Annotated in this window: 28 protein-coding genes; 17 read left to right on the top strand and 11 right to left on the bottom strand. The window is 45.0% G+C overall.

Translation table 11 applies throughout. From position 1 onward, the window contains the following. Positions 1 to 58 precede the first annotated feature (58 nt). From dsbC to L5M37_RS10185, 6 genes are all read left to right on the top strand, one after another. Positions 59 to 784 carry a bifunctional protein-disulfide isomerase/oxidoreductase DsbC gene (gene dsbC, locus L5M37_RS10160; RefSeq protein WP_105250085.1) on the top strand — a complete coding sequence of 242 codons (726 nt, stop codon included), beginning with the start codon at positions 59 to 61 and terminating at the stop codon, positions 782 to 784. 94 nt (positions 785 to 878) lie between these two features. Next, positions 879 to 2603, top strand: a complete 1725-nt coding sequence (gene recJ / locus L5M37_RS10165; RefSeq protein WP_263200357.1) for a single-stranded-DNA-specific exonuclease RecJ — start codon at positions 879 to 881, stop codon at positions 2601 to 2603. A gap of 11 nt (positions 2604 to 2614) precedes the next feature. Further along, complete coding sequence (locus tag L5M37_RS10170) at positions 2615 to 2950, top strand: hypothetical protein (RefSeq protein ID WP_258547618.1); 336 nt, start codon at positions 2615 to 2617, stop codon at positions 2948 to 2950. Positions 2951 to 2984: 34 nt separating this feature from the next. Then, positions 2985 to 3416, top strand: a complete 432-nt coding sequence (locus L5M37_RS10175) for a GNAT family N-acetyltransferase (RefSeq protein ID WP_131525113.1) — start codon at positions 2985 to 2987, stop codon at positions 3414 to 3416. A 52-nt stretch (positions 3417 to 3468) separates the two neighbouring features. Next, positions 3469 to 3708 (top strand): DUF4287 domain-containing protein, encoded by a 240-nt coding sequence (locus tag L5M37_RS10180; protein WP_131525114.1) that lies wholly within the window; start codon positions 3469 to 3471, stop codon positions 3706 to 3708. 69 nt (positions 3709 to 3777) lie between these two features. Continuing rightward, positions 3778 to 4020, top strand: a complete 243-nt coding sequence (locus tag L5M37_RS10185) for a hypothetical protein (protein WP_131525115.1) — start codon at positions 3778 to 3780, stop codon at positions 4018 to 4020. A gap of 117 nt (positions 4021 to 4137) precedes the next feature. On the opposite strand, the gene ahpF is transcribed toward L5M37_RS10185, so the two are convergent. From ahpF to L5M37_RS10205, 4 genes are all read right to left on the bottom strand, one after another. Next, positions 4138 to 5709 (bottom strand): alkyl hydroperoxide reductase subunit F, encoded by a 1572-nt coding sequence (ahpF, locus tag L5M37_RS10190; RefSeq protein WP_263200360.1) that lies wholly within the window; start codon positions 5707 to 5709, stop codon positions 4138 to 4140. A 160-nt stretch (positions 5710 to 5869) separates the two neighbouring features. Next, entirely contained in the window at positions 5870 to 6439 is a 570-nt protein-coding gene (gene ahpC / locus L5M37_RS10195; RefSeq protein WP_263200361.1) for an alkyl hydroperoxide reductase subunit C, read from the bottom strand. A 364-nt stretch (positions 6440 to 6803) separates the two neighbouring features. Next, positions 6804 to 8339, bottom strand: coding sequence for a leucyl aminopeptidase (locus L5M37_RS10200; RefSeq protein WP_131525117.1), 1536 nt, complete (start codon positions 8337 to 8339; stop codon positions 6804 to 6806). An 89-nt stretch (positions 8340 to 8428) separates the two neighbouring features. Then, complete coding sequence (locus L5M37_RS10205) at positions 8429 to 9172, bottom strand: spermidine synthase (protein ID WP_113939824.1); 744 nt, start codon at positions 9170 to 9172, stop codon at positions 8429 to 8431. Positions 9173 to 9278: 106 nt separating this feature from the next. On the opposite strand from L5M37_RS10205, the gene L5M37_RS10210 reads away from it, so the two are divergent. From L5M37_RS10210 to L5M37_RS10220, 3 genes are all read left to right on the top strand, one after another. Continuing rightward, positions 9279 to 9824: a mechanosensitive ion channel family protein gene (locus tag L5M37_RS10210; RefSeq protein WP_106651494.1), complete on the top strand. Its 546-nt coding sequence runs from the start codon at positions 9279 to 9281 to the stop codon at positions 9822 to 9824. Positions 9825 to 9840: 16 nt separating this feature from the next. After that, entirely contained in the window at positions 9841 to 10284 is a 444-nt protein-coding gene (locus L5M37_RS10215) for a hypothetical protein (RefSeq protein WP_219254544.1), read from the top strand. Positions 10285 to 10375: 91 nt separating this feature from the next. Continuing rightward, entirely contained in the window at positions 10376 to 10837 is a 462-nt protein-coding gene (locus L5M37_RS10220; RefSeq protein WP_263200363.1) for a hypothetical protein, read from the top strand. A 137-nt stretch (positions 10838 to 10974) separates the two neighbouring features. Here L5M37_RS10220 and L5M37_RS10225 read toward each other — a convergent pair whose 3' ends face one another. The 4 genes from L5M37_RS10225 to fccA form a co-directional block, all read right to left on the bottom strand. Next, on the bottom strand, positions 10975 to 11262 hold the full coding sequence (locus L5M37_RS10225; RefSeq protein WP_106651488.1) for a hypothetical protein: 288 nt from the start codon (positions 11260 to 11262) through the stop codon (positions 10975 to 10977). A gap of 51 nt (positions 11263 to 11313) precedes the next feature. Then, a complete protein-coding gene (locus L5M37_RS10230; protein WP_263200366.1) occupies positions 11314 to 12051 on the bottom strand; it encodes a dienelactone hydrolase family protein in 738 nt (245 codons plus the stop codon). A 68-nt stretch (positions 12052 to 12119) separates the two neighbouring features. Continuing rightward, positions 12120 to 13109: a 2-hydroxyacid dehydrogenase gene (locus L5M37_RS10235; RefSeq protein WP_105250073.1), complete on the bottom strand. Its 990-nt coding sequence runs from the start codon at positions 13107 to 13109 to the stop codon at positions 12120 to 12122. Between the two features lie 257 nt (positions 13110 to 13366). Continuing rightward, positions 13367 to 15160 (bottom strand): fumarate reductase flavoprotein subunit FccA, encoded by a 1794-nt coding sequence (gene fccA, locus L5M37_RS10240; protein WP_113939829.1) that lies wholly within the window; start codon positions 15158 to 15160, stop codon positions 13367 to 13369. A gap of 498 nt (positions 15161 to 15658) precedes the next feature. On the opposite strand from fccA, the gene L5M37_RS10245 reads away from it, so the two are divergent. Genes L5M37_RS10245 through L5M37_RS10255 form a run of 3 tightly spaced genes read left to right on the top strand, consistent with a single transcriptional unit; the run spans position 15659 to position 16965 of the window. Then, on the top strand, positions 15659 to 16069 hold the full coding sequence (locus tag L5M37_RS10245) for a hypothetical protein (RefSeq protein WP_113939830.1): 411 nt from the start codon (positions 15659 to 15661) through the stop codon (positions 16067 to 16069). Between the two features lie 5 nt (positions 16070 to 16074). Next, positions 16075 to 16644, top strand: coding sequence for a class I SAM-dependent methyltransferase (locus L5M37_RS10250; RefSeq protein WP_263200368.1), 570 nt, complete (start codon positions 16075 to 16077; stop codon positions 16642 to 16644). A 30-nt stretch (positions 16645 to 16674) separates the two neighbouring features. Continuing rightward, complete coding sequence (locus L5M37_RS10255) at positions 16675 to 16965, top strand: hypothetical protein (RefSeq protein ID WP_105250069.1); 291 nt, start codon at positions 16675 to 16677, stop codon at positions 16963 to 16965. A gap of 83 nt (positions 16966 to 17048) precedes the next feature. Here the strand turns inward: L5M37_RS10255 and L5M37_RS10260 are convergent, their stop codons facing one another. From L5M37_RS10260 to L5M37_RS10270, 3 genes are all read right to left on the bottom strand, one after another. Then, positions 17049 to 17234 carry a hypothetical protein gene (locus L5M37_RS10260; protein WP_028759392.1) on the bottom strand — a complete coding sequence of 62 codons (186 nt, stop codon included), beginning with the start codon at positions 17232 to 17234 and terminating at the stop codon, positions 17049 to 17051. 86 nt (positions 17235 to 17320) lie between these two features. After that, on the bottom strand, positions 17321 to 18754 hold the full coding sequence (locus L5M37_RS10265) for a cytochrome C biosynthesis protein (protein WP_263145197.1): 1434 nt from the start codon (positions 18752 to 18754) through the stop codon (positions 17321 to 17323). A 275-nt stretch (positions 18755 to 19029) separates the two neighbouring features. Further along, the gene (locus L5M37_RS10270; RefSeq protein WP_131524696.1) at positions 19030 to 19455 is read right to left on the bottom strand and encodes an organic hydroperoxide resistance protein; all 426 of its coding nucleotides are present in this window, start codon (positions 19453 to 19455) and stop codon (positions 19030 to 19032) included. A 139-nt stretch (positions 19456 to 19594) separates the two neighbouring features. On the opposite strand from L5M37_RS10270, the gene ohrR reads away from it, so the two are divergent. From ohrR to L5M37_RS10295, 5 genes are all read left to right on the top strand, one after another. Continuing rightward, positions 19595 to 20092: a hydroperoxide resistance transcriptional regulator OhrR gene (gene ohrR / locus L5M37_RS10275; protein ID WP_168824895.1), complete on the top strand. Its 498-nt coding sequence runs from the start codon at positions 19595 to 19597 to the stop codon at positions 20090 to 20092. Positions 20093 to 20229: 137 nt separating this feature from the next. Further along, positions 20230 to 21405, top strand: coding sequence for a glycerol-3-phosphate dehydrogenase/oxidase (locus L5M37_RS10280; protein ID WP_263145193.1), 1176 nt, complete (start codon positions 20230 to 20232; stop codon positions 21403 to 21405). Positions 21406 to 21514: 109 nt separating this feature from the next. Beyond that, positions 21515 to 22687 (top strand): 23S rRNA (uracil(747)-C(5))-methyltransferase RlmC, encoded by a 1173-nt coding sequence (gene rlmC / locus L5M37_RS10285; protein WP_263145190.1) that lies wholly within the window; start codon positions 21515 to 21517, stop codon positions 22685 to 22687. 200 nt (positions 22688 to 22887) lie between these two features. Further along, on the top strand, positions 22888 to 24036 hold the full coding sequence (gene chrA / locus L5M37_RS10290; protein WP_263200371.1) for a chromate efflux transporter: 1149 nt from the start codon (positions 22888 to 22890) through the stop codon (positions 24034 to 24036). Positions 24037 to 24163: 127 nt separating this feature from the next. Beyond that, on the top strand, positions 24164 to 25828 hold the full coding sequence (locus L5M37_RS10295; RefSeq protein WP_263200372.1) for a methyl-accepting chemotaxis protein: 1665 nt from the start codon (positions 24164 to 24166) through the stop codon (positions 25826 to 25828). Positions 25829 to 25879: the final 51 nt, after the last annotated feature.

The raw sequence follows: 25879 nt of genomic DNA on the forward strand, positions 1-25879 counted from the left end.
TCTCGAGTTAGAACGGCCCCAATATCTCGTTGTAGTGACACAATTTATAGGATGTCCCATGAAGTTGACCCCAGCATTATCCTTAGTTTTTGCCCTCCTAGTTGCACCACTTGCCAGCGCTGCCACTGCGACGTCTCCCGATACCGCTGCGATTAAGCAAAAACTCGGTGAGATGTTAGATGTTGAAGTCATTTCTATGCAGGACTCACCAATTGAAGGCTTGTATCAAGCCATGACCAACCGCGGCGTGCTCTATATTAGCCGTGATGGTTCAAAACTATTCCACGGTAGTGTGTATGATATCGATAAGGGCATGAAAAACTTAACCGAAGCCGCATTAGCGGGTCCGCGTTTAGAAATGATGAAGCCGCTTGAAGAGAATATGCTTGTCTATAAAGCGAAAAACGAAAAACACGTGGTCACTGTATTTACCGATGTTAGCTGTGGATATTGCCGTAAACTGCATAGCCAAATGTCTGACTACAATAAACTTGGTATTACAGTGCGTTACTTAGCCTTCCCGCGCGCGGGTGTGCCGTCAGCTAATGCCGATGAGATGCAAGCTATCTGGTGTGCTAAAGATCCATTAAAAGCTATGACTGATGCTAAAGCGGGCAGCAAAGTTGCCGCGGCAACATGTGATGCTAAAATTGCCGAGCAATATGCGTTAGGCACAACCTTTGGTGTAAATGGTACGCCTGCAATCGTATTAGAAGATGGCAATATGATCCCTGGTTATCAACCGCCTGAAGACTTATTACGCACCTTAGAGGCACGTCAGTAACAGTCTAAAATGTAAAATCTATCCCACGAAAGGTGAGCTTAAGGCTCACCTTTTTGTTATCTTATTGCCACGATTTCATGAGAGTTTGAGTCCCTTGATCCATAAGATAGTCCGTCGCCCAACCGTTGATGATAGCCATTTACCTGCTCATCTTTCGCCGCTATTGAAGCAGCTTTACGCTCGCCGTGGTGCGCTCACCCACGAATGCGAACTTGTTCTTAAGGGTCTATTAAGACCTGAAACCATGAAGGGCCTGCCTGAAGCTGCGGCGCTTATTGCCGATGCCATGCAGGCGAATAAGTCGATTCTGATCGTGGGTGACTTTGACGCAGACGGCGCCACATCGACCAGTGTGTGTATGTTGGCGCTGCGGATGATGGGCGCGGTGAGAGTGGATTATTTGATCCCTAATCGCTTCGATTACGGCTACGGCTTAAGCCCTGAAATTGTAGCAGTTGCGGCCTCCAAACAGGCTGAGCTACTCATCACAGTTGATAATGGTATTTCATCAATTGACGGTGTTGCGGCGGCCAAAGCCTTTGGTATGCAAGTGGTGATTACCGACCATCATTTACCCGGCCATGAGTTACCCGCTGCCGATGCGATAGTGAACCCTAACCAACCGGGCTGTCCATTTGCCAGCAAATCGATAGCGGGTGTCGGCGTGGCCTTTTATTTGATGACGGCATTAAGGGCTGAATTACGGACGCGAAACTGGTATCAAACCCACGGTATTGCTGAGCCCAATTTAGGCACACTACTCGATATCGTTGCCCTTGGCACCGTTGCCGATGTGGTGTCACTCGATGCCAATAATCGTATTTTGGTTGAAGCAGGTTTGCAGCGCGTGCGAGCCGGGCGTTGCCGTGTGGGGATTACTGCGTTGCTTGAAGTGGCGAAGCGAAATCCGGCGCGGATTGTCGCATCTGACTTTGGTTTTGCCGTGGGCCCAAGGCTTAATGCTGCAGGCAGGCTGGACGAAATGGCACTTGGGGTTGAAACCTTACTCTGCGAAGACATGATGTATGCGCGGCGCATGGCGGCAGAGCTTGACGGATTGAATCAAGAACGCCGTGAGCTGGAAGTCGGTATGCAGCAGGAAGCCTTAAAAAGCCTAGAGCACTTAAAGCTTAACGAAGCCGAGTTGCCTTGGGGGATTGCCTTATTTCAAGAAGATTGGCATCAAGGCGTGATCGGGATTTTGGCCTCGCGCATTAAAGACAAATACCATAGACCCGTGATTGCCTTTGCCGATGCAGGCAATGGTGAAATTAAAGGCTCGGCGCGTTCGATCAAAGGCTTGCATATGCGCGACTTATTGGAGTTAGTGAACACTCGCCATCCGGGACTGATTATCAAATTTGGTGGTCATGCAATGGCGGCGGGTTTATCGCTCAAAGCGGGCAGTTTTGCGACATTTGCTAAAGCCTATGATGATGCGGTGCGTGAGCAGCTTAAACCTGAGTTGTTAACGGGCGAGCTTTGGTCCGATGGCGAACTCACTCCTGCAGAGTTGAATCTTGAAATGGCTCAGTTATTGCGTAATGCGGGGCCTTGGGGACAAGCTTTCGAAGAGCCGTTATTCGATGGTTACTTTACGATAGTGCAACAACGTCTTGTCGGTGAGCGGCACCTTAAGCTCGTACTCGAAACCCAATGCGGCACTGTGATGCTCGATGCCATTGCCTTTAATGTGGATTTGCACACTTGGCCAGATGCGACGATTAATCATGCCCGTGTTGTGTATAAACTCGATGTGAATGAGTATCGCGGCAATTTTTCGCTGCAACTTATGGTTGAGCAAATCGAAGCTATGTAAGATGACAAGGAGTGAAGTTGAAATCATTATCCGATAAAAAAATCCGCCAGCTACTTAAGCGTTTTGCTTGGATATATGTTGTCTGCTTAAGCATACCGTTTATCTCAACTTTACTCACCACTAAGGCTCAGGGGCAAATGCTACTTATGGGGATTTGGCCCGCAGCCTCCTTGTTTTACTTTCTCGCTTACCGTTATTTAGCTAAATCCTTTAAGTATGAAATCAATCGCCATTTAGCCTTTAGTTATCATGGCGGTGGCACTTTAGCGGGGGCTTTGTATTCGTTAGCTAAAGTGGTGTTATTAGCGATGGCATTTATGATATTTATGAGTGCCAATAACACCTGAACTGACGTTAACGGAAAATTTCGGAGAAAGGAAAATGCAGCAGGAAACAGGATACAGAGTCAGTACAGATCAAGCTGAAATGAATCTTGAGGTTATTCATGGCTTTATTAGTAATAGCTATTGGGCGCAGGGCATGCCAAAGGCGCTGCTACAAAAAGCGTTAGCCAATAGCCTGTGTTTTGGGGTATTTGATAAGGACAATCAACAAGTGGCTTTTGGCCGCTTAATCACAGATAAAGCCACTTTTGCCTATCTTGCCGATGTGTTTGTACTTGAGTCGCACCGCGGCTTAGGTTTAAGTAAGTTGATGATAACAGCGATTCTTGAACATCCTGAATTACAAGGTTTAAGACGGATAATGTTAGCCACCCGCGATGCCCATGGACTGTACGCCCAGTTTGGATTTAAAGCGGTCGACACCCCTGAAATGCTAATGCAAATTCGGTTAGAGAATCCCTACCTTTAGGCTAGATTTTATTGAAGTAAATTCTAAAAATATCAAGATAAGGACATCTGTTATGACAGGAAAAACTCAGCCAACGACAGTAGCCGATAGCATGAAAGTGAAAGGCCCTGCATCTTATTTCCCTTCTATCGAGAAAACCTATGGTCAGCCGATCGCCCACTGGCTAACGCTATTGCAAGGTCTCGAAGGCAAAAAGCATATGGAAATGGTGGCTTGGCTTAAGAGTGAGCACCAACTCGGTCATGGGCATGCCAATGCGCTGGTGGCGTATTTTTTAGCCTCTAATAAGTAGATAAATAATATTACTCAGCTAGGTGTCTTACTTAACATCTAGATAGTGTTGAATTACTTGAGGATAGGTATGGCTACTAAAGAAGATTTACCCGATTGGGTTTTAACAGCATTAATCGCTAATGGAGGGAGTTCCCGATTGATAGATGTCGCTAAATATATATGGCTGCATTATGAAGTAGAGCTTCGTGACTCTGGCGATCTCTTTTTTAAATGGCAATACGATATGCGCTGGGCCGCTACTCAATTACGTCGTACTGGGAAAATAAAAGCCGCAGATGTATCTCCTTTGGGGATCTGGGAACTTGTATAACTTCGTTTATATACTAAATCTAAGACCAAAATGATTAACTGTCTTATGATTTAAAAAGCAAATAGCCAGCGAATGCTGGCTATGTTGTTTGCGTTAACTTGGATATTGATTAACTCGTTAAGCGGCTTTGGTATCGCTAATTTCTTCATCGCTGTGGCGAATTAAGTAATCAAATGCGCCCAGTGATGCGGTCGCGCCGCTGCCCATGGCAATGATAATTTGCTTGAAAGGTGAGTTAGTGACATCACCTGCGGCAAAAATACCTGGGACTGAGGTTTGTCCGCGCTCATCGACTATGATCTCGCCCCTTGGGGTTAAATCGATAGTGCCCTTTAACCATTCCGCATTCGGTACTAGCCCAATCTGCACGAAGATACCTGCAAGTGCGACATGGTGACTCTCGCCAGTGGCTCTGTCTGTGTAGTTCAGGCCATTAACCCGAGTACCATCGCCAGTCACTTCAGTGGTCATGGCTTGGGTAATGATTTTAATGTTACCCATAGAAGCCGCTTTACGTTGCAGTACATCGTCGGCGCGCAGGGTTTTATCAAATTCCAGCACAGTCACATGTTCTACTATGTTCGCAAGATCGATAGCCGCTTCGATACCTGAGTTACCGCCGCCGATCACCGCCACACGCTTGCCCTTAAATAACGGGCCATCACAATGTGGGCAGTATGCGACGCCTTTGCCGCGGTATTCTTTCTCGCCGGGGACGTTCATTTCACGCCAGCGGGCACCTGTGGCTAACAATACGGTACGGCTACGTAATTTAGCGCCGCTTGCCAGTTCAAGCTCGAACAAACCGTCAGTCGTCAATGACACGGCTTTTTGGTTGTCCATGATGTCAACTTCGTAGTCTCGTACATGGGCTTCAAGGTTTGCCACTAGTTTTGGACCTTCGGTCGCTTTGACCGAAATAAAGTTCTCGATACCGACGGTTTCAGCCACTTGTCCGCCAAACTTGTCGGCAACAATACCGGTGCGAAGTCCTTTACGTGCTGCATAAATGGCTGCTGCTGCGCCTGCTGGGCCGCCGCCGACGACTAAGACTTCGAATGGCGCTTTTTCATTAATTTCATCGGCCTTACGGCTTGCGGCATTGGTATCTAGTTTATTGAGGATCTCGCCAATGCTGATACGGCCAGCTGCAAACACTTCGCCATTTAAGTAGACAGAAGGCACAGCCATAATGTTTTTGCTGGTTACTTCTTCTTGGAATAGGGCACCGTCGATCATCACGTTGGTGATATTCGGGTTAATGGCCGCCATCATGTTCAGTGCCTGTACTACGTCTGGGCAGTTTTGGCAGGTCAGTGAGACGTAAGTTTCAAAGGCATATTTGCCTGGCAGATTGCGGATCTGCTCGATAATGTCATCGCTGAGTTTGATTGGGTGTCCACCCGTGTGCAGTAATGCCAGCACGAGTGAGGTAAATTCGTGACCCATAGGCAGACCAGCAAAGCTGATTTGCGTATTAAGCTCTGGGTTAATCACTGTCATTGCCGGGGTGCGTTCGCCCTGAACTTCTTTCAGGCTCACCAGAGAAGATAGGCTGACAATGTCTTGCGCTAAGCTTTTTAATTCTTGAGACTTTCTACTCTCATCTGCAGACACGACAAGTTCAACTGGTCTCTTGAGGTTTTGCAGATAGGTTTGCAGTTGATTTTTTAAATTCGCATCTAACATTTGATGACTCCAAAATAGCTTAAAAGGGAGAAAAAGGGGGCCAGTCTAGGCCCTTGCAGGGGCGGGCTTAATCCTTTGCTGCGTGGCGCTACAACTGTGTCGGCTGTAACGCCAATCAGCTTGGGACGCTAGACTGGCAGGGTTGACGCTTTGGGCTAAATTAGATTTTGCCAACGAGGTCTAAAGACGGTGCTAATGTGTCGTCACCTGGTTGCCATTTAGCTGGACAAACTTCGCCATCGTGAGTTGCAACATATTGAGCTGCTTGAATTTTACGAACTAGCTCTTGAGCGCTACGGCCGATGCCTAAATCGTGAACTTCGCTGACCTTGATTTGGCCTTCTGGGTTAATCACAAAAGTACCACGCAGTGCTAAACCGTCTTCTTCAATCATCACGCCGAAGTTACGGCTGATAGTGCCTGTTGGGTCAGCTAGCATTGGGAAGTTGATCTTCTTGATGGTGTCTGACGTGTCATGCCATGCTTTGTGAGTGAAGTGTGTGTCAGTTGATACTGAGTAAACTTCAACGCCCATACCTTGCAGTTTTTCGTAGTGATCCGCCATGTCGCCTAATTCAGTTGGGCAAACAAAGGTAAAATCTGCTGGGTAGAAGAATACGACTGACCACTTACCTAACAGGTCTTGTTCAGTTACAGGAACGAACTCACCATTGTGGAATGCAGTGGCTTTGAATGGTTTGATTGTGCTGTTGATAATTGATTGAGTCATTTTATGCTTCCATTTAGTTGATGATGGCTTAAGTTCATAACGAGGACATTTGCTTGCGTCCTGTCGATGTGAAGCATATTACCGACTCGATTAAAATTAAGATAACGGATAAAAACTATTATCCTAATCGGTTTAGTCGAATGGTGATGCGATTAGGTCGGACTCAATCGGTTTTTCTGCGACTGCTGTGGGTTTGGCGTGACTGGGTGTAGTTTGGGTTTAGTCGGCTGGTCTTTGGTGATTGAGATAAGATAAATTTCGAGCATAAAAAAGGGATATCAATGATATCCCTTAAAGTGTAAATACAATTAAAACAAGATACTGAGGTTCTAGGTTCTAGGTTCTAGGTTCTAGGTTCTAGGTTCTAGTTCTGTGCTTTGGGTTGAGTTAACCAAGTGCTGAGTAAGCGCACGCCGTAACCTGTTGCCCCCGCAGGCACAACAGCGGTATCAGTAGCGGTTAAGGCATTGCCCGCGATATCCAAATGTGCCCAAGGCTGTTCGCCCGCAAAGCGTTTTAAGAACATGGCCGCAGAGGAAGCCCCCGCGCTGCCTTCTTTACCTGTGTTTGTGAGATCCGCGATAGTGGATTTAAGCTCATCCGCATAGGCTTGATCTAACGGTAAGCGCCAGACCTTTTCGCCAACCTGTTGACCTGCATAAGTTAGCTGCTGCACTAAAGGCTCTGAATCGGTAAACAAGCCAGCGTAAATATTGCCTAACGCACTCACTTTTGAGCCAGTCAGTGTCGCAACATCGATAATCACAGATGGCTTATAATTTTCTCTGGCATACCAGAGGCCATCAGCCAGCACTAGGCGACCTTCGGCGTCGGTGTTGAGCACTTCAACGGTGAGACCTTGGGCGGTTTTAATCACATCACCTGGGATCATTGCATGACCCGATACCATGTTCTCCGCCATTGGCATAATCGCCACTACGTTGACAGGCGCTTTTTGAATCGCCATAGCTTTAATAGTGCCAAGCACAGTGGCTGCACCCGCCATATCTGACTTCATCCGCGCGATTGAAGTACCTGTCGCCTTAATATTGTAACCACCCGAGTCGAAGGTGATGCCTTTACCGACCAGTGCAATTGGCGCGTCTTTACTGCCAGGCCAATGGGCGACCACTAACTTAGGTGGGCGCTCGCTGCCTTTACCTACAGCAGCTAAGGCGCCCAGTTGTAGACGTTCGATATCTTTGGCTTCTAATACTGTAACTTTAACGCCGAGGGATTTGAGTTTTCTGGCTTCGTTAGCAAAGCTGTCGGGATACATAATGTCTGCAGGTGCGTTTGTCAGATCGCGTGCTAAAAACACACCTGCTTCAACCGCTTGCAGATTTTTATGGTGTTTTTGGTTGCGACTTAAATCATCGACAGCGATTTGGTAATTCTTCTCGGCACGGGGGCTCGCTTTGAACTGAGTGTAGCGATAACTGCGTAGTTCAATTCCGTGGGCAAGCTCAGAGGCAAATAGCGGCGCGGCCGTTAAGCCTTGGGTGAGTACACGCACTGTGGCTTGGGGAACCGTATCGAGTTTGGCCGCAACATTGCCACCGATGGTATTAATGTCGCCGGGCGTTAAGTTTTTTGCATCGCCAATGCCGACCAGTAAGACCCGTTTAGCATCAATTTCGCTGGGTACCAAAATCTCGAGGATTTCCCCCCGTTTGCCGGAAAAAATATTATCCGCCGTTGCTAGGTTTAATTGATCTTGGGTCGACTGAGGTAAAAAGTCGATCCCATAGGTAGTAGAATCAGCACTTTGGAATAGCACTAATGTATCTGAATTCAGTGAGCTACGAGTGTCAAAACTAAAACTTTCGGCGTTAGCATTGAGAGAGTTAAGGCACGCCAGAGCCATAACGCTTAACATCAATTTATTATTATTTTTCATGGTGACAGCTCATATCATGGAAGTGTGAGAAGAATATCAAAGCTCAGCCTTAGGGTTAACTAATTTACGCTATTTTGCTGATATTAGTATTAAATCCAAGGCCCAAAGCGTGTCAATGAGCGATCAAGGGCAAAACCCAATTGTTGCGATAAAGATTGAGCACTACTTTTAAGGGCCGAGGTGCCTAAAAGCTGTGGCGATTGGCTCGCAAAAATCACCCAATTCCCGCCGCCTGTGAGACAAGCGTTCACATGGGCAAAGTGTTGTTGTAAGTCGGCTAACAACTCGCGATTTTGGCTATGTTCTTTCCAGCAGTTCAGCACTAAATACCCATTGGGTTTGATGAGGTTAGTGCACTGCTCAAGGAATATTGGCGAAAGCTGCCCTGTTTCAACGCCTTTGGCTGTGTAAATATCGGCAAAAATTACATCCACTTTTTTATGATCGCCAGCAGCTAAAAAAGCAATAGCATCATCATTGATAAGATTGAGCTTTTTACCTATCGGCAGCTGAAAATAGCGCTTAGCTAACTCAATCACCGCGGGGCGTAATTCCACCGCTGTTAACTTTATTGCCGCGTCGAAATTGCGCAGTGAGTGAATAATCGAGCCACCGCCTAAACCTAAAACAATAGCGCTCTTGGGCTTACAAAACAGTAAAACCAACAACATGGCTTGCACATAAGTGTGCTGGGGAATATGGGGCGCCGCCTTGAGGATCTTACTCTGCTCATCGTTATCCCCAAAGGACAGGATCCGTGAGTCGTCGTAATCGATTACACGAATCGGGCCTAGTGCGTCTTGGGTTTCATGTAAGAGGGTCGAATCGGCCATATTGGATTAATTACTCGGTTTAGCTGTTTGGCTTGTTTGCACGGGCTATAACTGCTCGCGCAAAAAAGTTAGAATTCAGACAGTTTTAGTTAATTGAGCCGCTATTATGACAAATCAAATCCTGCTTGCCTGTATTTATCTTGCAGTGTTTATCTTTTTACAGCGCGCCTTAACCCATTGGGTTAGAAAACTCGCGCAAATGAAGCAAGTGAGTGTGGCACGGACCAGTTTAGTGACCCGTTTTATTTCCTATGTGATGTTTTTTATTACTCTGTCATTGATGGCGGTCTCGCTCGGACTGGGCTATCAGGATGTGTCGCTATTTGTGTCATCCGCCTTTGCAGTAATGGGCGTAGCATTGGTTGCTCAATGGTCGATATTGAGTAATTTAACCGCTGGTGTGCTGATCTTTTTCGTGTTTCCCTACCGTATCGGCGAGCGCATTCGGGTAGTTGATAAGGATGAAGATATTAGCGGCGTGATCATCGAAATCGCTTTATTCCATGTGCTTATTCACCGCGATAACGGTGATACCATCACTTATCCTAATAACCTCATGCTGCAAAAGGCAGTGTTAAAGCTGGCCGATCAAACCCCCTTAGCCGAACGTCAGGCCTTACTCGAAGGCAAAAAGAAGTTTGATCCTGAGTAACAAAGGATATAGATACATGGTCATTGAAGAAGATGTTGGCAAATTGATTGATACTGAACTTTATAGTTCATTATTCGTCTATGCAAAAAAGAATAGTAAAGTAAATGTGAATGAATGTGATCTACCTAAAGTGTTATTAGCCTATGATGCACAAAAAATAAACGCCGCCGAGTTTTCTATTTTAGAGATGGAGAAGATAGTGTCATCGAACATGCCACTATTTACTCGTTTCTTCGATAAAAAAATTGATACTTTTATTGATGCACCAGATGAGCAAGAGAGCAATGATGATGTTATTGCAACACTGCCTTTTTATAAAAATTTCTTGGTGATATACATTATTGAGTTCTGCCTCTTAATTGAAAAGCAAGATGAACTAGAACGTTACCTTAAAAAAATAAGAGTACCAGGCAGCAAAAAATATTCACGAAAATTAAAGGAGATAATGACTGCTTTGTAATTGAGAACAGTCAGAGTTATACGTGTACATAATTGTTAACAAATTTGATATATCTGGCTATGGTTGGCAACTTTAGTTATTTGGAGTTCGCATGTTTGTAAAGTCAATAACCATTTTTCCTTTTGGTGATATTTCAGGAAAAGGTCAATCAAAAATCTGGGAAAGGAAATTAGATATACCTTATTTAGGGGATGGCTTTCTCATACGTATTTGGGGGACAAAAGAGGGACCAACAGTATCCCAATGTGAGGCATTCGATAAACTCATCAATAATGCAGAGCAGATTAGAAAAGATGCAACTGCTAGGATTATTCATTTCCTTACCTCTTCTGACATTGTTCCTACAGATATTGAGCTCTCCTCATCCAATGTTTGGACATTTTTGTTGCCATGCTTGATCGAAGTTAATGCAAATAATGAATACAGCCTTGGTGTTAGTAAGCTAGGTTCAAATGCCATTTCCATTGGATATGATATTTCTTGGGGTGAAGGTTTTCCCCTTTTGCAGATAGGTGTTTTAGATGGCTTTATCGATGAAATATATTCTGAATAGTGATTATCTACTTTTTACTAGCAGTTTAATATATGAAAGGATGAATCACTAAAACCATAATATTAGTTAAGGTTTTAGTGATTCATTTGATTTTAAAAAGTTAGATCGTTAGGTGTATTTTAGATAATTACTGAACGCTATTTTAACGAGGCGATAAAGGCTTCAGACTTTTGGCGGTAGGATTCTTCAAATGCAATGATAGCCGCTATGATACCTGAGCCAAAAAGTACTTGCAGAGAGGGGATAAGAGTCGCTATGCCCACAGTCGACCAAAAGTTAAGACCAAATCCACGTGTCATCCAAAACTGACTCGCGAGGCCAATTAATGAAAGCGCGACGGCTAACAACGAAACAACGGTTGTTACTCTGATAATCATTAATAGTAACGCTAAGTTTTTTGAGGATAAATTTTTATAGGGTTTCATTTTTCTACTCTTTCCTTAAGTATGTAATATCTTATATGTTTGATTTATGAACTAGTGCAGCACCCTGTGGAAAAATGCCACAGCTTGCAGATACATTTGCAGTGCGAGTGCAGGATCGTATCTATCGCCTTCATCACGCATAAAGGCGTGTTGAGCGTTGACTTCAAGCCAAGTGAAATTACGGTTCAGCGCCATTAATTGCTGGTGGATTAACACTCGGCCTTCTGCTGATACGTGGGGATCTTGCTTGCCGAACACTAACACTAATTCCCCTTGAATATCACCGCTGCGGCTCAGTGAGTCATTACCGTAAGCGCAGGGTAGGGTGTTGGAATGAATGTCGGTAGGATAGAGGCAAAATGCACCTAAAATAGCGGGATTGAGTGCGGCACGGTAGGCTAAGTGGCCGCCGATACACACGCCCATAGAGCCAACTTTGCCATTGCAGTAAGTTTGTTGAGTGGCAAAATCGATCAGTGCTTGGGTATCGCTATCGTGGTGTTCTAGGGGTTTGGCAAATTTATCGGCGTTACCTTTATCTTTACCTGATTCATCATAGGCCAGCACTGTGCCTAAAGGATTCAGTTCATGGAACACTTCGGGTACTAACACCACAAAACCGTGGCCAGCAAGAATAGTAGCTGTGCGGGCGATGGGCGCAGTTTGCTGAAATATCTCGGAATAAAAGATGATACTTGGGAATATTCCCTGTGCTTCTGGGCGATAGATATAGGTGCGCATTAGCCCTGAAGGCGTGGAGATATCCTGAATTTCCTGAGTCACTAACATATTTATATTCCTCTATGAGGCTTCAAACGTTGAAGCCTCACTTTAGCAGTCAGGATTTTATCTGTCAGTTAAAACAATTCGTTACCAGATAGCTCACCTGCACATAGTGCTTTTATATTACTCAAGGTCGTTTTGGCAATGGCGCCTAGGGCTTCTTCGGTGAGGAAGGCTTGGTGACCCGTGAAAATCACGTTATGGCAGGCTGATAAACGACGGAATACATCGTCTTGAATAATTTCATTCGATTTGTCTTCGAAGAACAGGCCCTTTTCGTTTTCGTATACATCGAGCCCAAGCGAGCCGATTTGCCCCAGTTTTAATGCTTCCATTGCGTCGAAAGCATTGAGTAAACCACCGCGGCTGGTGTTGATCACCATGACACCGGGTTTCATCTTGGCGAAGCTGGCTTGGTTAAGTAAGTGACGGTTATCCGCGGTCAACGGGCAATGCAAGCTGATGATATCACTGTTGGCATAAATAGAGTCGAGATCTTGATATTCAACATTCAGCGCGATGACAGCCGGATTGATAAAGGGATCGAAGGCAATGACTTTACAGCCAAAACCGAGCAATACCTTGATGGTTGCTACGCCGATTTTACCTGTACCAATCACGCCGACGGTTTTGCCGAACATGTTAAAGCCGACTAAGCCTTCGAGGGAGAAGTTGGCATCGCGAGTGCGTTGGTAAGCTTTGTGGATTTTTCGATTCAGTGTCAACATCAGTGCGACTGTGTGTTCGGCCACGGATTCAGGAGAATAAGCAGGTACGTTAACGACTTGCATGCCTAAGCGTTTAGCGGCAACTAAATCGACGTTGTTAAAGCCAGCGCAGCGCATGGCGATAATTTTTGTGCCACCCTTAGCGAGTTCGACCAGAACTTCTTCACAGAGTGAATCGTTGACAAAGGCACAGACAATTTCAAAACCTTCGGCAAGCTTCACTGTTTGCATGCAGAGGCGATAATCGAAGTACTCAATTTGTGCACCAAACGCAGCATTTGTGCGGTTAAAGTGCTGCATGTCGTAATGTTTTGCGCTAAAAAATCCAATTCTCATTTCAGTCACCTAACGGGTTTGCTGATGTCATTATCTGGCAAAGAGTGTAAGTGAGTTAGGGCTTTTTGTCCTTAGCCTTAGAAAATTCCCCTTTAAAAGAGTGAGCTTTATCATCAATTGGGAATAAAAAAGCGAGCCCCTGACGGCTCGCTTATTGATTGACTGCTTTTACTTGAAGTGTTCAAGCTAGGGCTCTCATATTGAAAGTCGTACTATATGAGCTGAGGGTTAGTCCTTTAACCCTCTGTTATTGCATTTTACTTTTTGTCTTTAGCGTATTTAGCTGCAGATGCACCCGCGATACGGCCATAAGTAACGATATCGGAAATAGCATTACCACCTAAGCGGTTAGCACCGTGAACGCCACCTGTGACTTCACCTGCTGCATATAAACCATCAATAGGCTTGCCCGTTTTTTCACTCTTCACTTCGGCTTTAGTATCGATCACAACACCACCCATAGTGTGGTGAACTGCTGGCGCGATTTCGAGAGCGTAGAAAGGTGCAACAACTAATTCACGTGGTAAATCAGGACGTTCAAATTGAGCATCTTTACCTGATTTAACAAAGCCATTATAAGCTTTCACTGTTTTAGCGAGTTCGGCTGCTGGAATATCTAACTGTTTAGCCAGATCTTCAATTGTTTTGCCTTCTTTAACAATGTTCAGGTGCACATAGCCTTCGATAGCTTTTAAGCTCTTACGGATAGAGTCATCGAATACCAAATAAGCACTTTCGCCTTTTTGTTGCAGAATCGCGGCAGACGCTTTGTCACGGGTGGTGATTTCGTTCATAAAGCGGTTACCTTCACGGTTAACCACGATCGCACCGTTACCACGTACCGCTTCGGTGATCATCACACCACCAGCAGGTGAATAAGTTGGGTGAGCTTGAATAAATTCTAAGTCGCGAGTTGCAGCACCCGCTTGTAATGCCACGTCTAAGCCATCACCTGTAGCACCTGGGTGGTTAGTCGCTTTAAAGCCTTTTAACTTAGGATCGTACTTAGCTACACGATCGTTATTTTTCGCAAAACCACCCGCTGCGATAACGACAGCGTCAGCTTTGACCACGTAATAACCTGTGTATTCACCCTTCACCAATACGCCGGTAATTTTACCGCTCGCATCTTCAAGAATACGTACTACACGGCTGTTTAAGCGGATGTCAGTACCACGTTTCACTGCATTGTCCCATAGAACTTGTGCTACGTGTGCACCCACGCCAGCGCCGCCTGTTGGACGGTGACTACGGTTAACACTTGCGCCACCCATACGACCTACGTCAGTCATATCGGCACCCATAGAGGTTAACCAATCGATAGAGTCTGATGAGTTGTTGGCTAAGGTTTTGACTAATTCAGGATCGTTAATATTGCGACCACCTTTCATGGTGTCGTCGATCATGATTTGTTTCTTGTCTGCGATACCTAGTTTAGCCTGTGGCTTAGTTTCTGCAGCGTTCATACCACCAGCAGCAAGTTTAGTGTTTCCGCCAGGGATAGGTTCTTTTTCAAGCAGGATAACTTTAGCGCCTGCATCACGGGCTGAAACGGCTGCAGCAAGACCTGCACCACCTGAACCTATGATCACTACATCAGTGGTTTCTTTTGCGCCAGCGGCAATGGCTTTATCTTGAGCAGCTTTGTCTGCATCAACAGGCACAAACTTACGTTCCCACTTACCACCGTAAGGCATATCGAAGCCGAAGCTGTGACAAGCATCGCAATAGGTGACTGATTTTTCATGACCTTTATGGCAGCTAGTACAAGCAATTTCGCCAATTAGGTGAGATTTATGGGGGGATACTTTATCTTTAGGTGCAGCGGCGGCCAGTTCTTTTAAATCACCGTGGCAGCTAACACACTGAGCATTTTCATGGGTAAGGTTGTCGTTGGTGACGCCACCTTTGTCTGATACGTGGCAGCTGTCGCAGCTACCCATTTCACCGTGAAAATCGGCTAGCACTTCTGGTGCTGCATAGGCAGTACCTGCCATAGCGCCAGAGATCAGCATGGCTAGTGCTGTTTTTTGAATCTTTCTTGTGAACATGATAGTTCCTCCGCCGTACATTCATCTACTTAATAAGGGTTATTCATCGTGGCGTGATATTTATTTTTTACGCAGCTCACGCACTGTTAGAGCATTCTCCATTTGCAAATTTAGCACTATCTAAAGAGGTATATGTGTGTTCAGATCACATAACCTTTGTTACAGCGAAAATAACATATTTAAAATGTGCAATCGGATGGGAAATATTAATGAAGTTGAGACTAATCACTGCTTCAATACGGTATAACATGCGTGAGTTAACATATTGAATGGATTGATTTTAACTTTGTAAAATAAAAATGGCATAAATTATGGCTTTGGTGGTGTGTTTTATCTATTTGTATTTTATAGATATTATAATTTAATCTTGTATATTGAGGAGATGGCTTATTTATTTTTATATATTCTATAAATAATGTTATTTCAAAAGCCTTTATTGTATAAAATTATATTATCATTTTAATTAAATGTTACGCAATTGATTCTTAAGGGGTTGTAATGCACAAACAAGGCATATCTGAAAAACGTTTTTGGTTTCAACGTTTGAGTAAAACCAGTTTAAGAGCATTACATATTTTAGGGATCGTTGGTGTTGGTGGTGGCATTTTATTAGATGTAAATAAAGTGCAATGGTTGAGTTATTGGTATCTCGCGATGACGACGGGCAGCATATTAATGTTATGGGAAATCGTAAGGGATTGGCGCTGGCTGATCCAGCTTAAGGGAGTGTTAACTTTAGTAAAAATAGGCTTGCTTGGCCTGTTTGTGCCGCTGGCTCATTACAAACCTGAGCTGTTAATCGTGATACTTTTTTTGTCAGTGATCGTGTCCCATGGTCCTGCAGGGCTCAGGCATTATTCTATTGTGCATCGTCGGCAAATTGACTCGAAAAAAGAAATTAAGGGCTAATTGATATGTCTGTAACCCATACGTCAACTTTAACGCCTGTCGCGTTAATCACAGAGTTCGCTTGGCCTAATCCATCTGTGTCTAACTTAGACTTGAGTTGCTTCGATGGACTTAAGGTGCTCGATCTCGCTTGCGGTTCTGGGCGTAATGGTTTGTGGTTTTTAGCGCGAGGGGCTGAAGTGACGTTTATCGATCGAGATTTGTCCGCCATGTCACACATTGATCAGGCTAATGCTTACAAATTACAAAGGGATTTAGAAGCTGAGGCTGGACCATTATTACCGGTTGAAGAGTACGATATTGTCTTAGTATTTAATTATCTGCATCGCCCATTACTGCCACAAATTGCTAAGGCGGTTAAGAGCACAGGCCTTATCGTCTATGAAACCTTTACAACGCAACAGGCGCAGATAGGTCGGCCACGCAACCCAGATTTCTTACTTACTGAAAATGAACTCAAATCAGTGTTTGCTAACTGGCAATCTTTACATTACTTTGAAGGTCGATTATGTGATCCGCAGTCCACTCAAAGCAGTTATAAAGCCCAGTTGATTGCGCGAAAACCTACAACGTAAATTTATTGATTGAGACTCAGAGGTCGTAGGATGTTTCCCTATCCAGAGCAATATCGCATTGCAACGCCGCCGTTGACGACCGCCTTTATGGTGGCGTGGGCTTTATTCAGTCACAGCTTATTTTCCGATGCAAACCCTGTCGCACTCTATCCGCTGTTAGCGCTATTTCCCTTGGTGATTGGATTACACTTGTATTTGATTTTGTTAGCAAAAGGAATGGGGCGACTCGATCAGTGTTTCTATGCCTTAGTGCATATCCCACTGGCATTTGTGGTGTGGACATTTACTATTATGCACGTGAATGGTAACGCTTTTTCTTAAATTCGCTTGACGTTTTAGAGAAAATAACAAAAAAAAGCGCCCTGATAATCAGAGCGCTTTTTTTGATTTTGTATTGCTAACAATTAGGCCGTGGTGTTGATGTTGTGGCCTGCATTGCCTACGGGTTTTGGCGCCGCAGCTGCAATTAAATCTACCGCGATTTTACCTTCGGCTTTTTGCTGCTCTTTTGCTAACTGAGCAACCTTAACGCCAATTGCACCATTTTCTAGATTCGGTGCGATAGCTTGGGTATTCAGTGAAATTGACATAACTAACCTCGATTGTAAGCTGGATCCCTTTATCGGCAAACCCACGGTTAACTTTAGTCGTTACACATGAATTTGCCAATCTGCAATTATTTTGCCTTGGCCGTGAGCAGTTTGCGGCCGATAACAATTATTGCTGTAACGCCTAGCGAGCCTAAGATCAATCCGAGTGCCAGGCTCACATTTTGCAGTGCTGTTGGGTCAATAACCAGTGCGATACCCATACCCAACATCATCACGCCTGACATAAGTTTCAGGGTTTGGCCTTCTTTTTCGGTTAACTTACGTTTGCCTAAGGTCGCACTGAAAACGATAACAATAATAGCCAGCGGGATCACATAAACAATATTGTATAAAACCAAATACATATAGCGTTCAATGTCTGGCAGATTGTGCATAGATAGCACACTGGTGTAGATCATTGGGAAGCCTGCGGTGCAAAGTAACTCATAGGCATTGGCGAGGATAGCTAATACGGTAGAACCTATGAGTAACGCGCCTAAGTTACTGGAATTGGATAGTTTCCCCATGCGTTTTATTAGACTCGTACGATTTTCTGCCGACATCGATAGTGTCACTTCTCCCTTAGTAAAGAAGTAATCTTTGATATTGATGGCTCCTGCGATCAAAGCTAAACAACCCGCCGCTAAAATGATCATACCGCCATCACTGCCTGCCCCCAGCAGTTGGAAGATGTTTAGCCATGCCGTCATAAACAGGAAATAGATAAAGCCGGAGAAGAATACGAAAATCCCGCCGACAAGTAACATGCGGCTGCGACTCTTGGCATTAACCATTATCGATAGTAAAAATAGCAACACAAAGAAGGCACAAGGGTTAAAAGCATCGACACCTGCGAGCACTAAGGTGAGTAACGGCAGAGACATAGTCTCAGGTGTCACTACTCCCACTAAAGGTAATTCAACGGGCTGAACTTCTGCCTCTGCAACGGACTCGCTTAAGCTGGTGGCATCACAGGTGCCTTCACCAGTATCCGTGCCACAAGTGCCAAAGAGCGGTGCATCAGTTTGAGCGCTTGTGGTTGTGCTGGTGGCTCCTTTGGTGGGGAGGTCAGCGTCGCTCAGTTTACCGCCAAGGGATAAATAACAATTCTTCAGTCGATTGACTAAAAACTCACCCGTTACCGCTTCACTTGAATATCCCACAATGGCCTTTTCACAACTTGCCATATAGGGTACTGAGCGTGCTTCAGTACTGGTTTTGGAGGCAATATTTTGCCAAATATCCTGTACGCCGGGATCTGACACTCTATGGGATTCGAGTTCTATCCAAGGGTATTTTTGCGGTAATGAATCAATGAACGGATGGGCCTCTGCACAGTGCGGACAGGTTTTTGACCAAAAGAAATACAGCTTAATTTTGAGTTCACCCTGAGCATTCACATAATGCCACGTTCGATCCGCTGAGCTTGAGGGTGTTGTCTCGGCCCAGCTCGGGATAGAAAAGGCAAAGAGGAATAATAGCGAGCAAAAGAGAGATAATTTCGATAGATATTTTGTCATAGCGCCTCCCACAGAGAGTGGGTTTAAGTATCGTCAAACGGTTCGATTATCTCTTACTCTACTTAAATCAATCATTTTGATTAAATTAGATATTAAGAAGTGTTAGTTAACTCGCGAATAATAATTTTTTGGGAACTGAAACCAGTTTATCTCCCTGTGAAATGGTGTGATGCACACTCACTCTCAGCTTGAGTCGTTATTGGCTAATAAAGAATAAAGCACCCGAGGGTGCTCTATTTCTGACGTTATCAACAGGTGTCGATGATGGGTTATGGTTAGCCTAACGTTACGCCATTTACGCTAAGTTTCACGTCGATATTATTGCGCGTGGCGTTCGAGTACGGACAAACTTGATGCGCATGACGCACTAGGGCTTCTGCGGCTTCTTGCGGTAAATCTAAGCTGACTTCTAAGGCAACCGCTAATGCAAAACCACCGGCGTCATTGGCACCAATCCCAACAACTGCACTGACTGGCGCTTCGGTAATATCCACTTTGCCGATTTTTGCGACGTGCAGAACGGCGTTTGAGAAACAGGCGGCATAACCTGCGGCAAACAGTTGTTCAGGATTCGTGGCGAGACCGCTACCGCCCATGGCTTTTGGATAGGCTAAAGCGACATCCAGTAAACCATCATCAGTGCTGACTTGACCTTGACGACCCGCTTTTGCTGTGGCACGTGTTTCATAAAGTGTTTTCATAGTATTAGACCTTCTGAGGTTAAGGATTAAGTAAACCTATTTGAATTGTGCGCAATTTAATTGTGGTAAACTATAATTCGATCTTTGGTGTGAATGCAAGTATATTGTGCGCAATATATTTAATTTGTCGGATCTTCCTATGGCAACAACTCAACCCAACACCCGTGTTAATACTGTCGATATGGCCGAAAATACCAGCACAGAGAATGCCTTATGTCTTGAGAATCAAGTGTGCTTCTCACTTTATAGTGCTGCAAATGCTATGGTGCGTGCCTATCGCCCTTTGTTGGACAAATTAGATCTAACCTATCCGCAGTACTTAGTCATGCTAGTGCTATGGGAAGAGCAGGGGATTAGTGTCAAAACCTTAGGCGATAAACTTTTCCTCGATTCAGGCACGTTAACGCCATTGCTGAAGCGGCTAGAATCTAAAGGATTAGTGACTCGCGGGCGTAGCGAGCAGGATGAACGCGTGAGAGTGCTGGCCTTAACGCCAGCGGGGCTTGCCCTCAAAACACAGGCAAGTGAAATTCCCCATTTGATGCGCTGTAAAGTAGGCGGCGAGGCGAGCGAACTAAAAGCCTTAAAGACTATGTGCGATCAAGCACTTAAACAATTACATGCCAGTATTGATTAAACTCTTATCGTCGAGATTTGATCTAAGATTAACTTATTGACATATTAACGCTTATTAGCGTTTCGACTGAGTGTAATGGGTTTTATGCTTGAGGCTCAGCGGGTCAGTCGTCTATTGAAGGTTAGCGAGAGTAAGTTATGGCCTGTTTCGATGTAGCCATTATTGGCGGTGGGATCAGCGGTGTCGGCATTGCCCAATATGCAGCAGCAGCGGGCTATTCCACCTTGCTGATTGAAAAGGGCGAAATTGGCGGCCAAACCTCAGCTAATTCCAGCAAGCTTATCCACGGTGGTTTACGCTATTTAGAAACCGGACAAATTAATTTAGTCCGTAAGTCATTGCTTGAAAGGCGACATTTACTCAATCTTGCGCCATCACTTGTTAAAGCTGTGCCCTTTTATATTCCCGTGTACGACAACAGTCAGCGCAGTCCTTGGACCATTCGCGCAGGACTGAGTATGTATGCACTGCTGAGTGAATTTGATCCTTTAGGCCAATTTGTGTCAGTACCTGCTGTGCATTGGCATCGTTTCAAGGGATTAAAACTCTCTGGATTAAAAGCCGTATTTCAGTACTGGGATGCACAGACCGACGATAAATTGCTCACTCAAGCGGTGGCGCGTAGCGCACAGGCACTGGGTGCTGAAGTCTATACCGAGGCTGAATTTCTTGAGTTGGAACACAAGCGCGAGACCTGTGAGCTGAGTTTTAGCCACAGGGGCGAAATCCATAAAGCCGAGGCGAAGCTTGTGATTAATGCTGCAGGTCCTTGGGTAAATGCTGTTTTAAGCAAAGTCTTGCCCCCACTTGCGGGTGTTGAACTCGATTGGGTACAAGGTGCCCATGTGTTGCTGGATATTCCCGCGCCCGATGGCATCTTGTACTTAGAGTCATGCTTCGATAAGCGGGTAATTTTTGTGATGCCTTGGTATGGTCAAACCTTAATCGGCACCACAGAAACTGAATTAACCTCTTTAGATAAGCCGCCTGAGGCGACCGAATCTGAAATTAATTATCTGCTGGGGATCTACAAACATTATTTCCCATTAACGCCGGAGATTGATGAGCTCAAGGCGCTAATAACCAAAACTTTCTGTGGTATTCGGGTCTTGCCTAAGCAAAATAGCCAAGCCTTTGAGCGACCGCGAGATACCTTAATGCAAACATCGATTTCCCATCCGCGAATACTCAGTTTATATGGCGGTAAGTTAACGACGTTTCGCAGTACCTCAGCCGAAGTGCTTGAATGGATTGAAAAGGCCCTGGGTAAGCGGCAGTCTATTGCTGATGTTGATAAACTCACCCTATCTTGAGTGCGCCGTGAATTATGCACTTGATGCTGATTTGAATATGCTTCAAGGTGATTTTTACCTGTAAAACCGCTACAGTGTGGCGCTTTTTTACTGATATCTAGGATCTGCCGTGAATGCTGCTATTGTAAATACCGCCAAGCAATGTGGTTATTTTAACCAAGGTCAGTGCCTTTCTTGCCGACATATACAACAGCCTATGGTGCAGCAAGTGGCGGTTAAGACTCAAACTTTACAGCAACTACTCGCGCCTTTTATCCCAGCTAATTTACACGATATTTTTCAGCCGCCGGTAATTGGGGAGGACAGCGGCTTTCGTAATAAAGCTAAAATGGTAGCCTTAGGCGCCGCCCATGCGCCAGTGCTGGGGATTGTGAGCCCAAGTGGCGAGGCGGTAGATCTTTGCGACTGCCTTTTATATCCATCTGATATGCAAGATTTATTACATCGCTTAACACGCTTTGTGCAGCAGGCTGGACTTCCTCCTTATCGGGTAGATAGAGCCAAGGGTGAACTTAAATTTATTCTGCTGACCCGCAGTCAAGTGCGTGGTGAATATCTACTGCGGTTTGTACTGCGGTCCACCAATAGTATCGAACGTATCGAACGTGAATTACCTGCATTATTAGCTGAATATCCGCAAATAAAAGTGGTGTCAGTCAATATCCAACCGGTTCATATGGCAATACTTGAGGGTGATGAAGAGATTTTCTTAACTGAGAATACTAGGCTTGAAGAACGTTTTAATCATGTGCCTTTGTTTATTCGGCCTAAGAGCTTTTTCCAAACCAATCCACACGTTGCGGCTCAGTTATATCAAACGGCCCGTGAATGGGTTGCCGAGTTTTCACCTCATTCGTTATGGGATCTCTTCTGTGGTGTAGGCGGTTTCGGACTGCACTGTGCATCCAAAGATATTACCCTCACAGGGATTGAAATTGAAGCTGAAGCGATTGCATGCGCGCAAATGTCAGCGCAAATGATGGGGCTCGAAAACGTGCAATTTATGGCGCTCGATTCCACCGACTTTGCTAAGGGTAAAAGCGCTGCCGATAAGCCGGATTTGATCATTGTTAATCCACCAAGGCGTGGCATTGGCGAGGCGCTATGTCAGTCTTTAAGCGAGTTTGCCCCTAAGGCCATTCTCTATTCAAGCTGTAATCCGCAAACCTTAGCGAAAGATCTCGAATATATTCAAGGCTATCACTTAACCAAAGTGCAGCTATTTGATTTATTCCCCCACACGGATCATTTTGAAGTCTTAGCTATGTTGGTGAAGGATTAGCTTTTTCTCTCATCATTTTATCACTAAGCATTTGTGTTCACTCGCTTTACGACTCTTGAAGTCCGCTCAAACAATCATAAGGACTCTACCATGTGGAGTCTTTGCAATACTTTTATCTGCGCTGCTCGCGTGAAACTTCATCAAAGTGTCTTTTTAGTGGCATAATCTTCAGCACTTTATGCATTGATGGGCGGCGATTTATGCTACAGATTTTCCTACGCTTTTTTACCTTGGGCTTGATGAGTTTTGGTGGACCTGCGGCGCACATTGGTTATTTTCGCCAGACCTTCGTAAATGAACTCGGTTGGCTCGATGATAAGCGTTACGCCAGTCTGGTTGCCTTAAGCCAATTTATGCCGGGGCCAGGGTCGAGCCAAGTGGGCTTTGCCATTGGTTATCAAAGAGGCGGGCTTGTTGGCGCGCTTGCTGCTTTTGCCGGTTTTACACTACCTTCCTTTATTTTGATGTACTTACTGGCGGTAACGACGTCGGCTTGGCTCGCCAATCATTATGTTCAAGGGATGATTTATGGGCTTAAGTTAATGGCCGTCGTTGTGGTTGCCGATGCCGTTCTCGCCATGTTTAAACAGTTCTGCCAACGCAAATCCGCACGCCTATTAATGTTAGTCAGTACTGCTGCAATTTTGATTGTGCCATCTATGTGGACGCAAATCCTTTTGTTACTTGGCGCCGCCACTATCGGCATCTATAAATTGAGTGCGAGCCAAGATGACACAGTAGCCCTGGCACCGATTCGATTGAATTACTTCTATTTGTTGCTCTTTTTCGTGTTGCTCATCGGCAGTTTTTTTATCGTGGATTTAGGCTCTGAAGCTTGGATCTTCGGTGAGTTTTATCGCGTAGGGAGCTTAGTATTTGGTGGTGGTCATGTTGTGCTACCTCTGTTGGAAACTGCGGTGGGTGATACCATGGGCGGCGATCGTTTTCTGACAGGTTATGCCTTTGCCCAAGCAGTGCCAGGACCTATGTTTACCTTTGCGACCTTTTTAGGCGCTGAAGTGATGTTAGATAAGCCCTTCATGGGGGCTTGCATCGCAACCGCAGCCATTTTTTTACCCGGTTTTTTACTCATGCTGGTGGGGTTGAAAAGCTGGCATGCGATTGCCGCAAGACCAAAAATTGCTGGTGCGATAGCGGGCGTCAATGCCTGTGTTGTTGGCTTACTTGCCGCAGCACTTTATCAACCCGTGTTTTCTCAGGCGGTATTCTCAGGTAAAGATATGGCCTTGGTATTGCTCGGTTTTGGTGCATTAAAGTTATTTAAACCACCCATGCTACAACTGGTATTAGGTTTTAGTGTATGTGGTGTGCTGCTTAATATGCTTTGAACTGAGTCGTTATTAATCGAATGTTTATTGAGCAAGATTAAGATTTTGTTACTTTAAGCGCATAGAAATACAACAATCTTAGCTATACTCCGAAGATACAAGTTGTAATCCTTTGGAGCATTCAAGTATGTCTAAGTTGAGTTTGCGCAATAAATTATTATTGCTATCGCTGTTCCCTTTGATCCTCGCATTATTGGTGTTGATGTCGGTTTCTTATTATGTCGAGAAAAATGCGCTTGCCGATGAGGTGGTTACCTTTAGATCTAAGCTCGTCGGTGAACGTAAACAACAAATTAAAGAAGCTACCGAAATTGCCGCTGGTATAGTGAATTACCAATTATCGTTAAAAGAACAAGGGAATGTGAATCAAGCGCTAAGAGACATACGTTTTGGCAGTGCGGGTTATTTCTTCATGTATGACTCTCAAGGGAAAAATATTTTCCATGCCCTAATACCGAGTTTAGAAGGGCAAAATAAAATGGATATGACAGATCCTCGCGGCACTAAAATTATCGTCGGTCTGCTCGATGCCGCTAAACGTGGCGATGGTAGTTTCTCCTATTACTATCAAAAACCTAATACTAATGAACAGATTGAAAAAATCAGTTACGCCATGATGATCCCAAGTACTGACTGGATGTTAGGTACTGGGGCATATATCGATGATATTGAAGCTGTTGTTGAAGATTATCGCCAGACAGTGACTGAGCAAATGGCAGAAAAATCCTTCGCGATTTTGCTGATAGCGCTTTTCCTTACGGGTATTACTGGCTTTATCATTATGATTGCCGCCCACCGTATGGTCGTGCCAATCAAGAATATGGCCGATAACTTAAATGATATTGCTAAGGGCGAAGGGGATTTAACCAAGCGACTTACCGTAAAAGGTGAAGACGAAATTGCCCAACTTGGGCGCTCCTTTAACCTCTTTGTCGATAAACTTCAGCATATTATCGGCGATGTTGCGACTGCGACGGCTAAAGTAAAAACGGCAGCCAATGCGATTCATGATCAAACTAAAGTCATGTCGAGCCAGTTGGTGAGTCATAACAATGAAACCGATCAGGTGGTGACTGCAATCACTGAGATGTCCTCCACTGCGAACGAAGTGGCTAAGAATACCACTCAAGTAGCCGAAGCTACTCACGCTGCTACTGGTGATGTGGCGAATGCACAGCGTTGTGTTGATGCTTCGCTTGAGGAGATTGCGTCTTTAATGTCGCAAATTAACAATGCGGCAGGCAGTATAAAATCACTCAGCGAGCAATCACAGAAGATCAACAGCGTGCTTTCTGTCATTGGCGGTATTGCCGAGCAAACTAACCTATTGGCATTGAACGCCGCCATCGAAGCGGCCCGTGCTGGTGAACAGGGTCGTGGATTTGCTGTGGTCGCCGACGAGGTGCGTAATTTAGCCAGTCGAACTCAAGCCAGCACGTTAGAAATCAACGAGATGTTATCGGCACTGCATAAGCTAGTGACCCAAGCCGTGAAAGCCATGGAAGAGAGTCAGCAAAGCTGTATACGTTCGGTGGATTCTTCTCGTACGATTTCCGATAGTTTAGGCTCAGTCACTTCAGCGGTAACGGCGATTAATGATATGAGTACCCAAATTGCGGCCGCGGCGACAGAGCAAAGCTCAGTAACCGAAGAAATTAACCGTAACGTGTATGCCATCCAAGAGATTGTAAACGAGCTGCTTCATTCCAGCGAAGATGCCGCTAGGATCAGTATGACAGTCTCGGAAGAAGGCATTAACTTGGGCAAGTTAGTGGGCCAGTTTAAGATTTAATTGCAGCAATCTTGATTAAAAACGGGAGACTTAAAGTCTCCCGTTTTTATT

Source organism: Shewanella sp. SM69 (assembly GCF_025653985.1).
Taxonomy (GTDB): Bacteria; Pseudomonadota; Gammaproteobacteria; order Enterobacterales; family Shewanellaceae; genus Shewanella; species Shewanella oncorhynchi.

What these genes read in the sequence shown, in the direction of transcription:
- dsbC (WP_105250085.1), top strand. Translation starts at nt 59, where the DNA reads ATGAAGTTGACCCCAGCATTATCCTTAGTTTTTGCCCTCCTAGTTGCA.
- L5M37_RS10175 (WP_131525113.1), top strand. Translation starts at nt 2,985, where the DNA reads ATGCAGCAGGAAACAGGATACAGAGTCAGTACAGATCAAGCTGAAATG.
- L5M37_RS10180 (WP_131525114.1), top strand. Translation starts at nt 3,469, where the DNA reads ATGACAGGAAAAACTCAGCCAACGACAGTAGCCGATAGCATGAAAGTG.
- L5M37_RS10185 (WP_131525115.1), top strand. Translation starts at nt 3,778, where the DNA reads ATGGCTACTAAAGAAGATTTACCCGATTGGGTTTTAACAGCATTAATC.
- ahpF (WP_263200360.1), bottom strand. Translation starts at nt 5,709, where the DNA reads ATGTTAGATGCGAATTTAAAAAATCAACTGCAAACCTATCTGCAAAAC.
- ahpC (WP_263200361.1), bottom strand. Translation starts at nt 6,439, where the DNA reads ATGACTCAATCAATTATCAACAGCACAATCAAACCATTCAAAGCCACT.
- L5M37_RS10200 (WP_131525117.1), bottom strand. Translation starts at nt 8,339, where the DNA reads ATGAAAAATAATAATAAATTGATGTTAAGCGTTATGGCTCTGGCGTGC.
- L5M37_RS10205 (WP_113939824.1), bottom strand. Translation starts at nt 9,172, where the DNA reads ATGGCCGATTCGACCCTCTTACATGAAACCCAAGACGCACTAGGCCCG.
- L5M37_RS10210 (WP_106651494.1), top strand. Translation starts at nt 9,279, where the DNA reads ATGACAAATCAAATCCTGCTTGCCTGTATTTATCTTGCAGTGTTTATC.
- L5M37_RS10215 (WP_219254544.1), top strand. Translation starts at nt 9,841, where the DNA reads ATGGTCATTGAAGAAGATGTTGGCAAATTGATTGATACTGAACTTTAT.
- L5M37_RS10220 (WP_263200363.1), top strand. Translation starts at nt 10,376, where the DNA reads ATGTTTGTAAAGTCAATAACCATTTTTCCTTTTGGTGATATTTCAGGA.
- L5M37_RS10225 (WP_106651488.1), bottom strand. Translation starts at nt 11,262, where the DNA reads ATGAAACCCTATAAAAATTTATCCTCAAAAAACTTAGCGTTACTATTA.
- L5M37_RS10230 (WP_263200366.1), bottom strand. Translation starts at nt 12,051, where the DNA reads ATGTTAGTGACTCAGGAAATTCAGGATATCTCCACGCCTTCAGGGCTA.
- L5M37_RS10235 (WP_105250073.1), bottom strand. Translation starts at nt 13,109, where the DNA reads ATGAGAATTGGATTTTTTAGCGCAAAACATTACGACATGCAGCACTTT.
- fccA (WP_113939829.1), bottom strand. Translation starts at nt 15,160, where the DNA reads ATGTTCACAAGAAAGATTCAAAAAACAGCACTAGCCATGCTGATCTCT.
- L5M37_RS10245 (WP_113939830.1), top strand. Translation starts at nt 15,659, where the DNA reads ATGCACAAACAAGGCATATCTGAAAAACGTTTTTGGTTTCAACGTTTG.
- L5M37_RS10250 (WP_263200368.1), top strand. Translation starts at nt 16,075, where the DNA reads ATGTCTGTAACCCATACGTCAACTTTAACGCCTGTCGCGTTAATCACA.
- L5M37_RS10255 (WP_105250069.1), top strand. Translation starts at nt 16,675, where the DNA reads ATGTTTCCCTATCCAGAGCAATATCGCATTGCAACGCCGCCGTTGACG.
- L5M37_RS10260 (WP_028759392.1), bottom strand. Translation starts at nt 17,234, where the DNA reads ATGTCAATTTCACTGAATACCCAAGCTATCGCACCGAATCTAGAAAAT.
- L5M37_RS10265 (WP_263145197.1), bottom strand. Translation starts at nt 18,754, where the DNA reads ATGACAAAATATCTATCGAAATTATCTCTCTTTTGCTCGCTATTATTC.
- L5M37_RS10270 (WP_131524696.1), bottom strand. Translation starts at nt 19,455, where the DNA reads ATGAAAACACTTTATGAAACACGTGCCACAGCAAAAGCGGGTCGTCAA.
- ohrR (WP_168824895.1), top strand. Translation starts at nt 19,595, where the DNA reads ATGGCAACAACTCAACCCAACACCCGTGTTAATACTGTCGATATGGCC.
- L5M37_RS10280 (WP_263145193.1), top strand. Translation starts at nt 20,230, where the DNA reads ATGGCCTGTTTCGATGTAGCCATTATTGGCGGTGGGATCAGCGGTGTC.
- chrA (WP_263200371.1), top strand. Translation starts at nt 22,888, where the DNA reads ATGCTACAGATTTTCCTACGCTTTTTTACCTTGGGCTTGATGAGTTTT.
- L5M37_RS10295 (WP_263200372.1), top strand. Translation starts at nt 24,164, where the DNA reads ATGTCTAAGTTGAGTTTGCGCAATAAATTATTATTGCTATCGCTGTTC.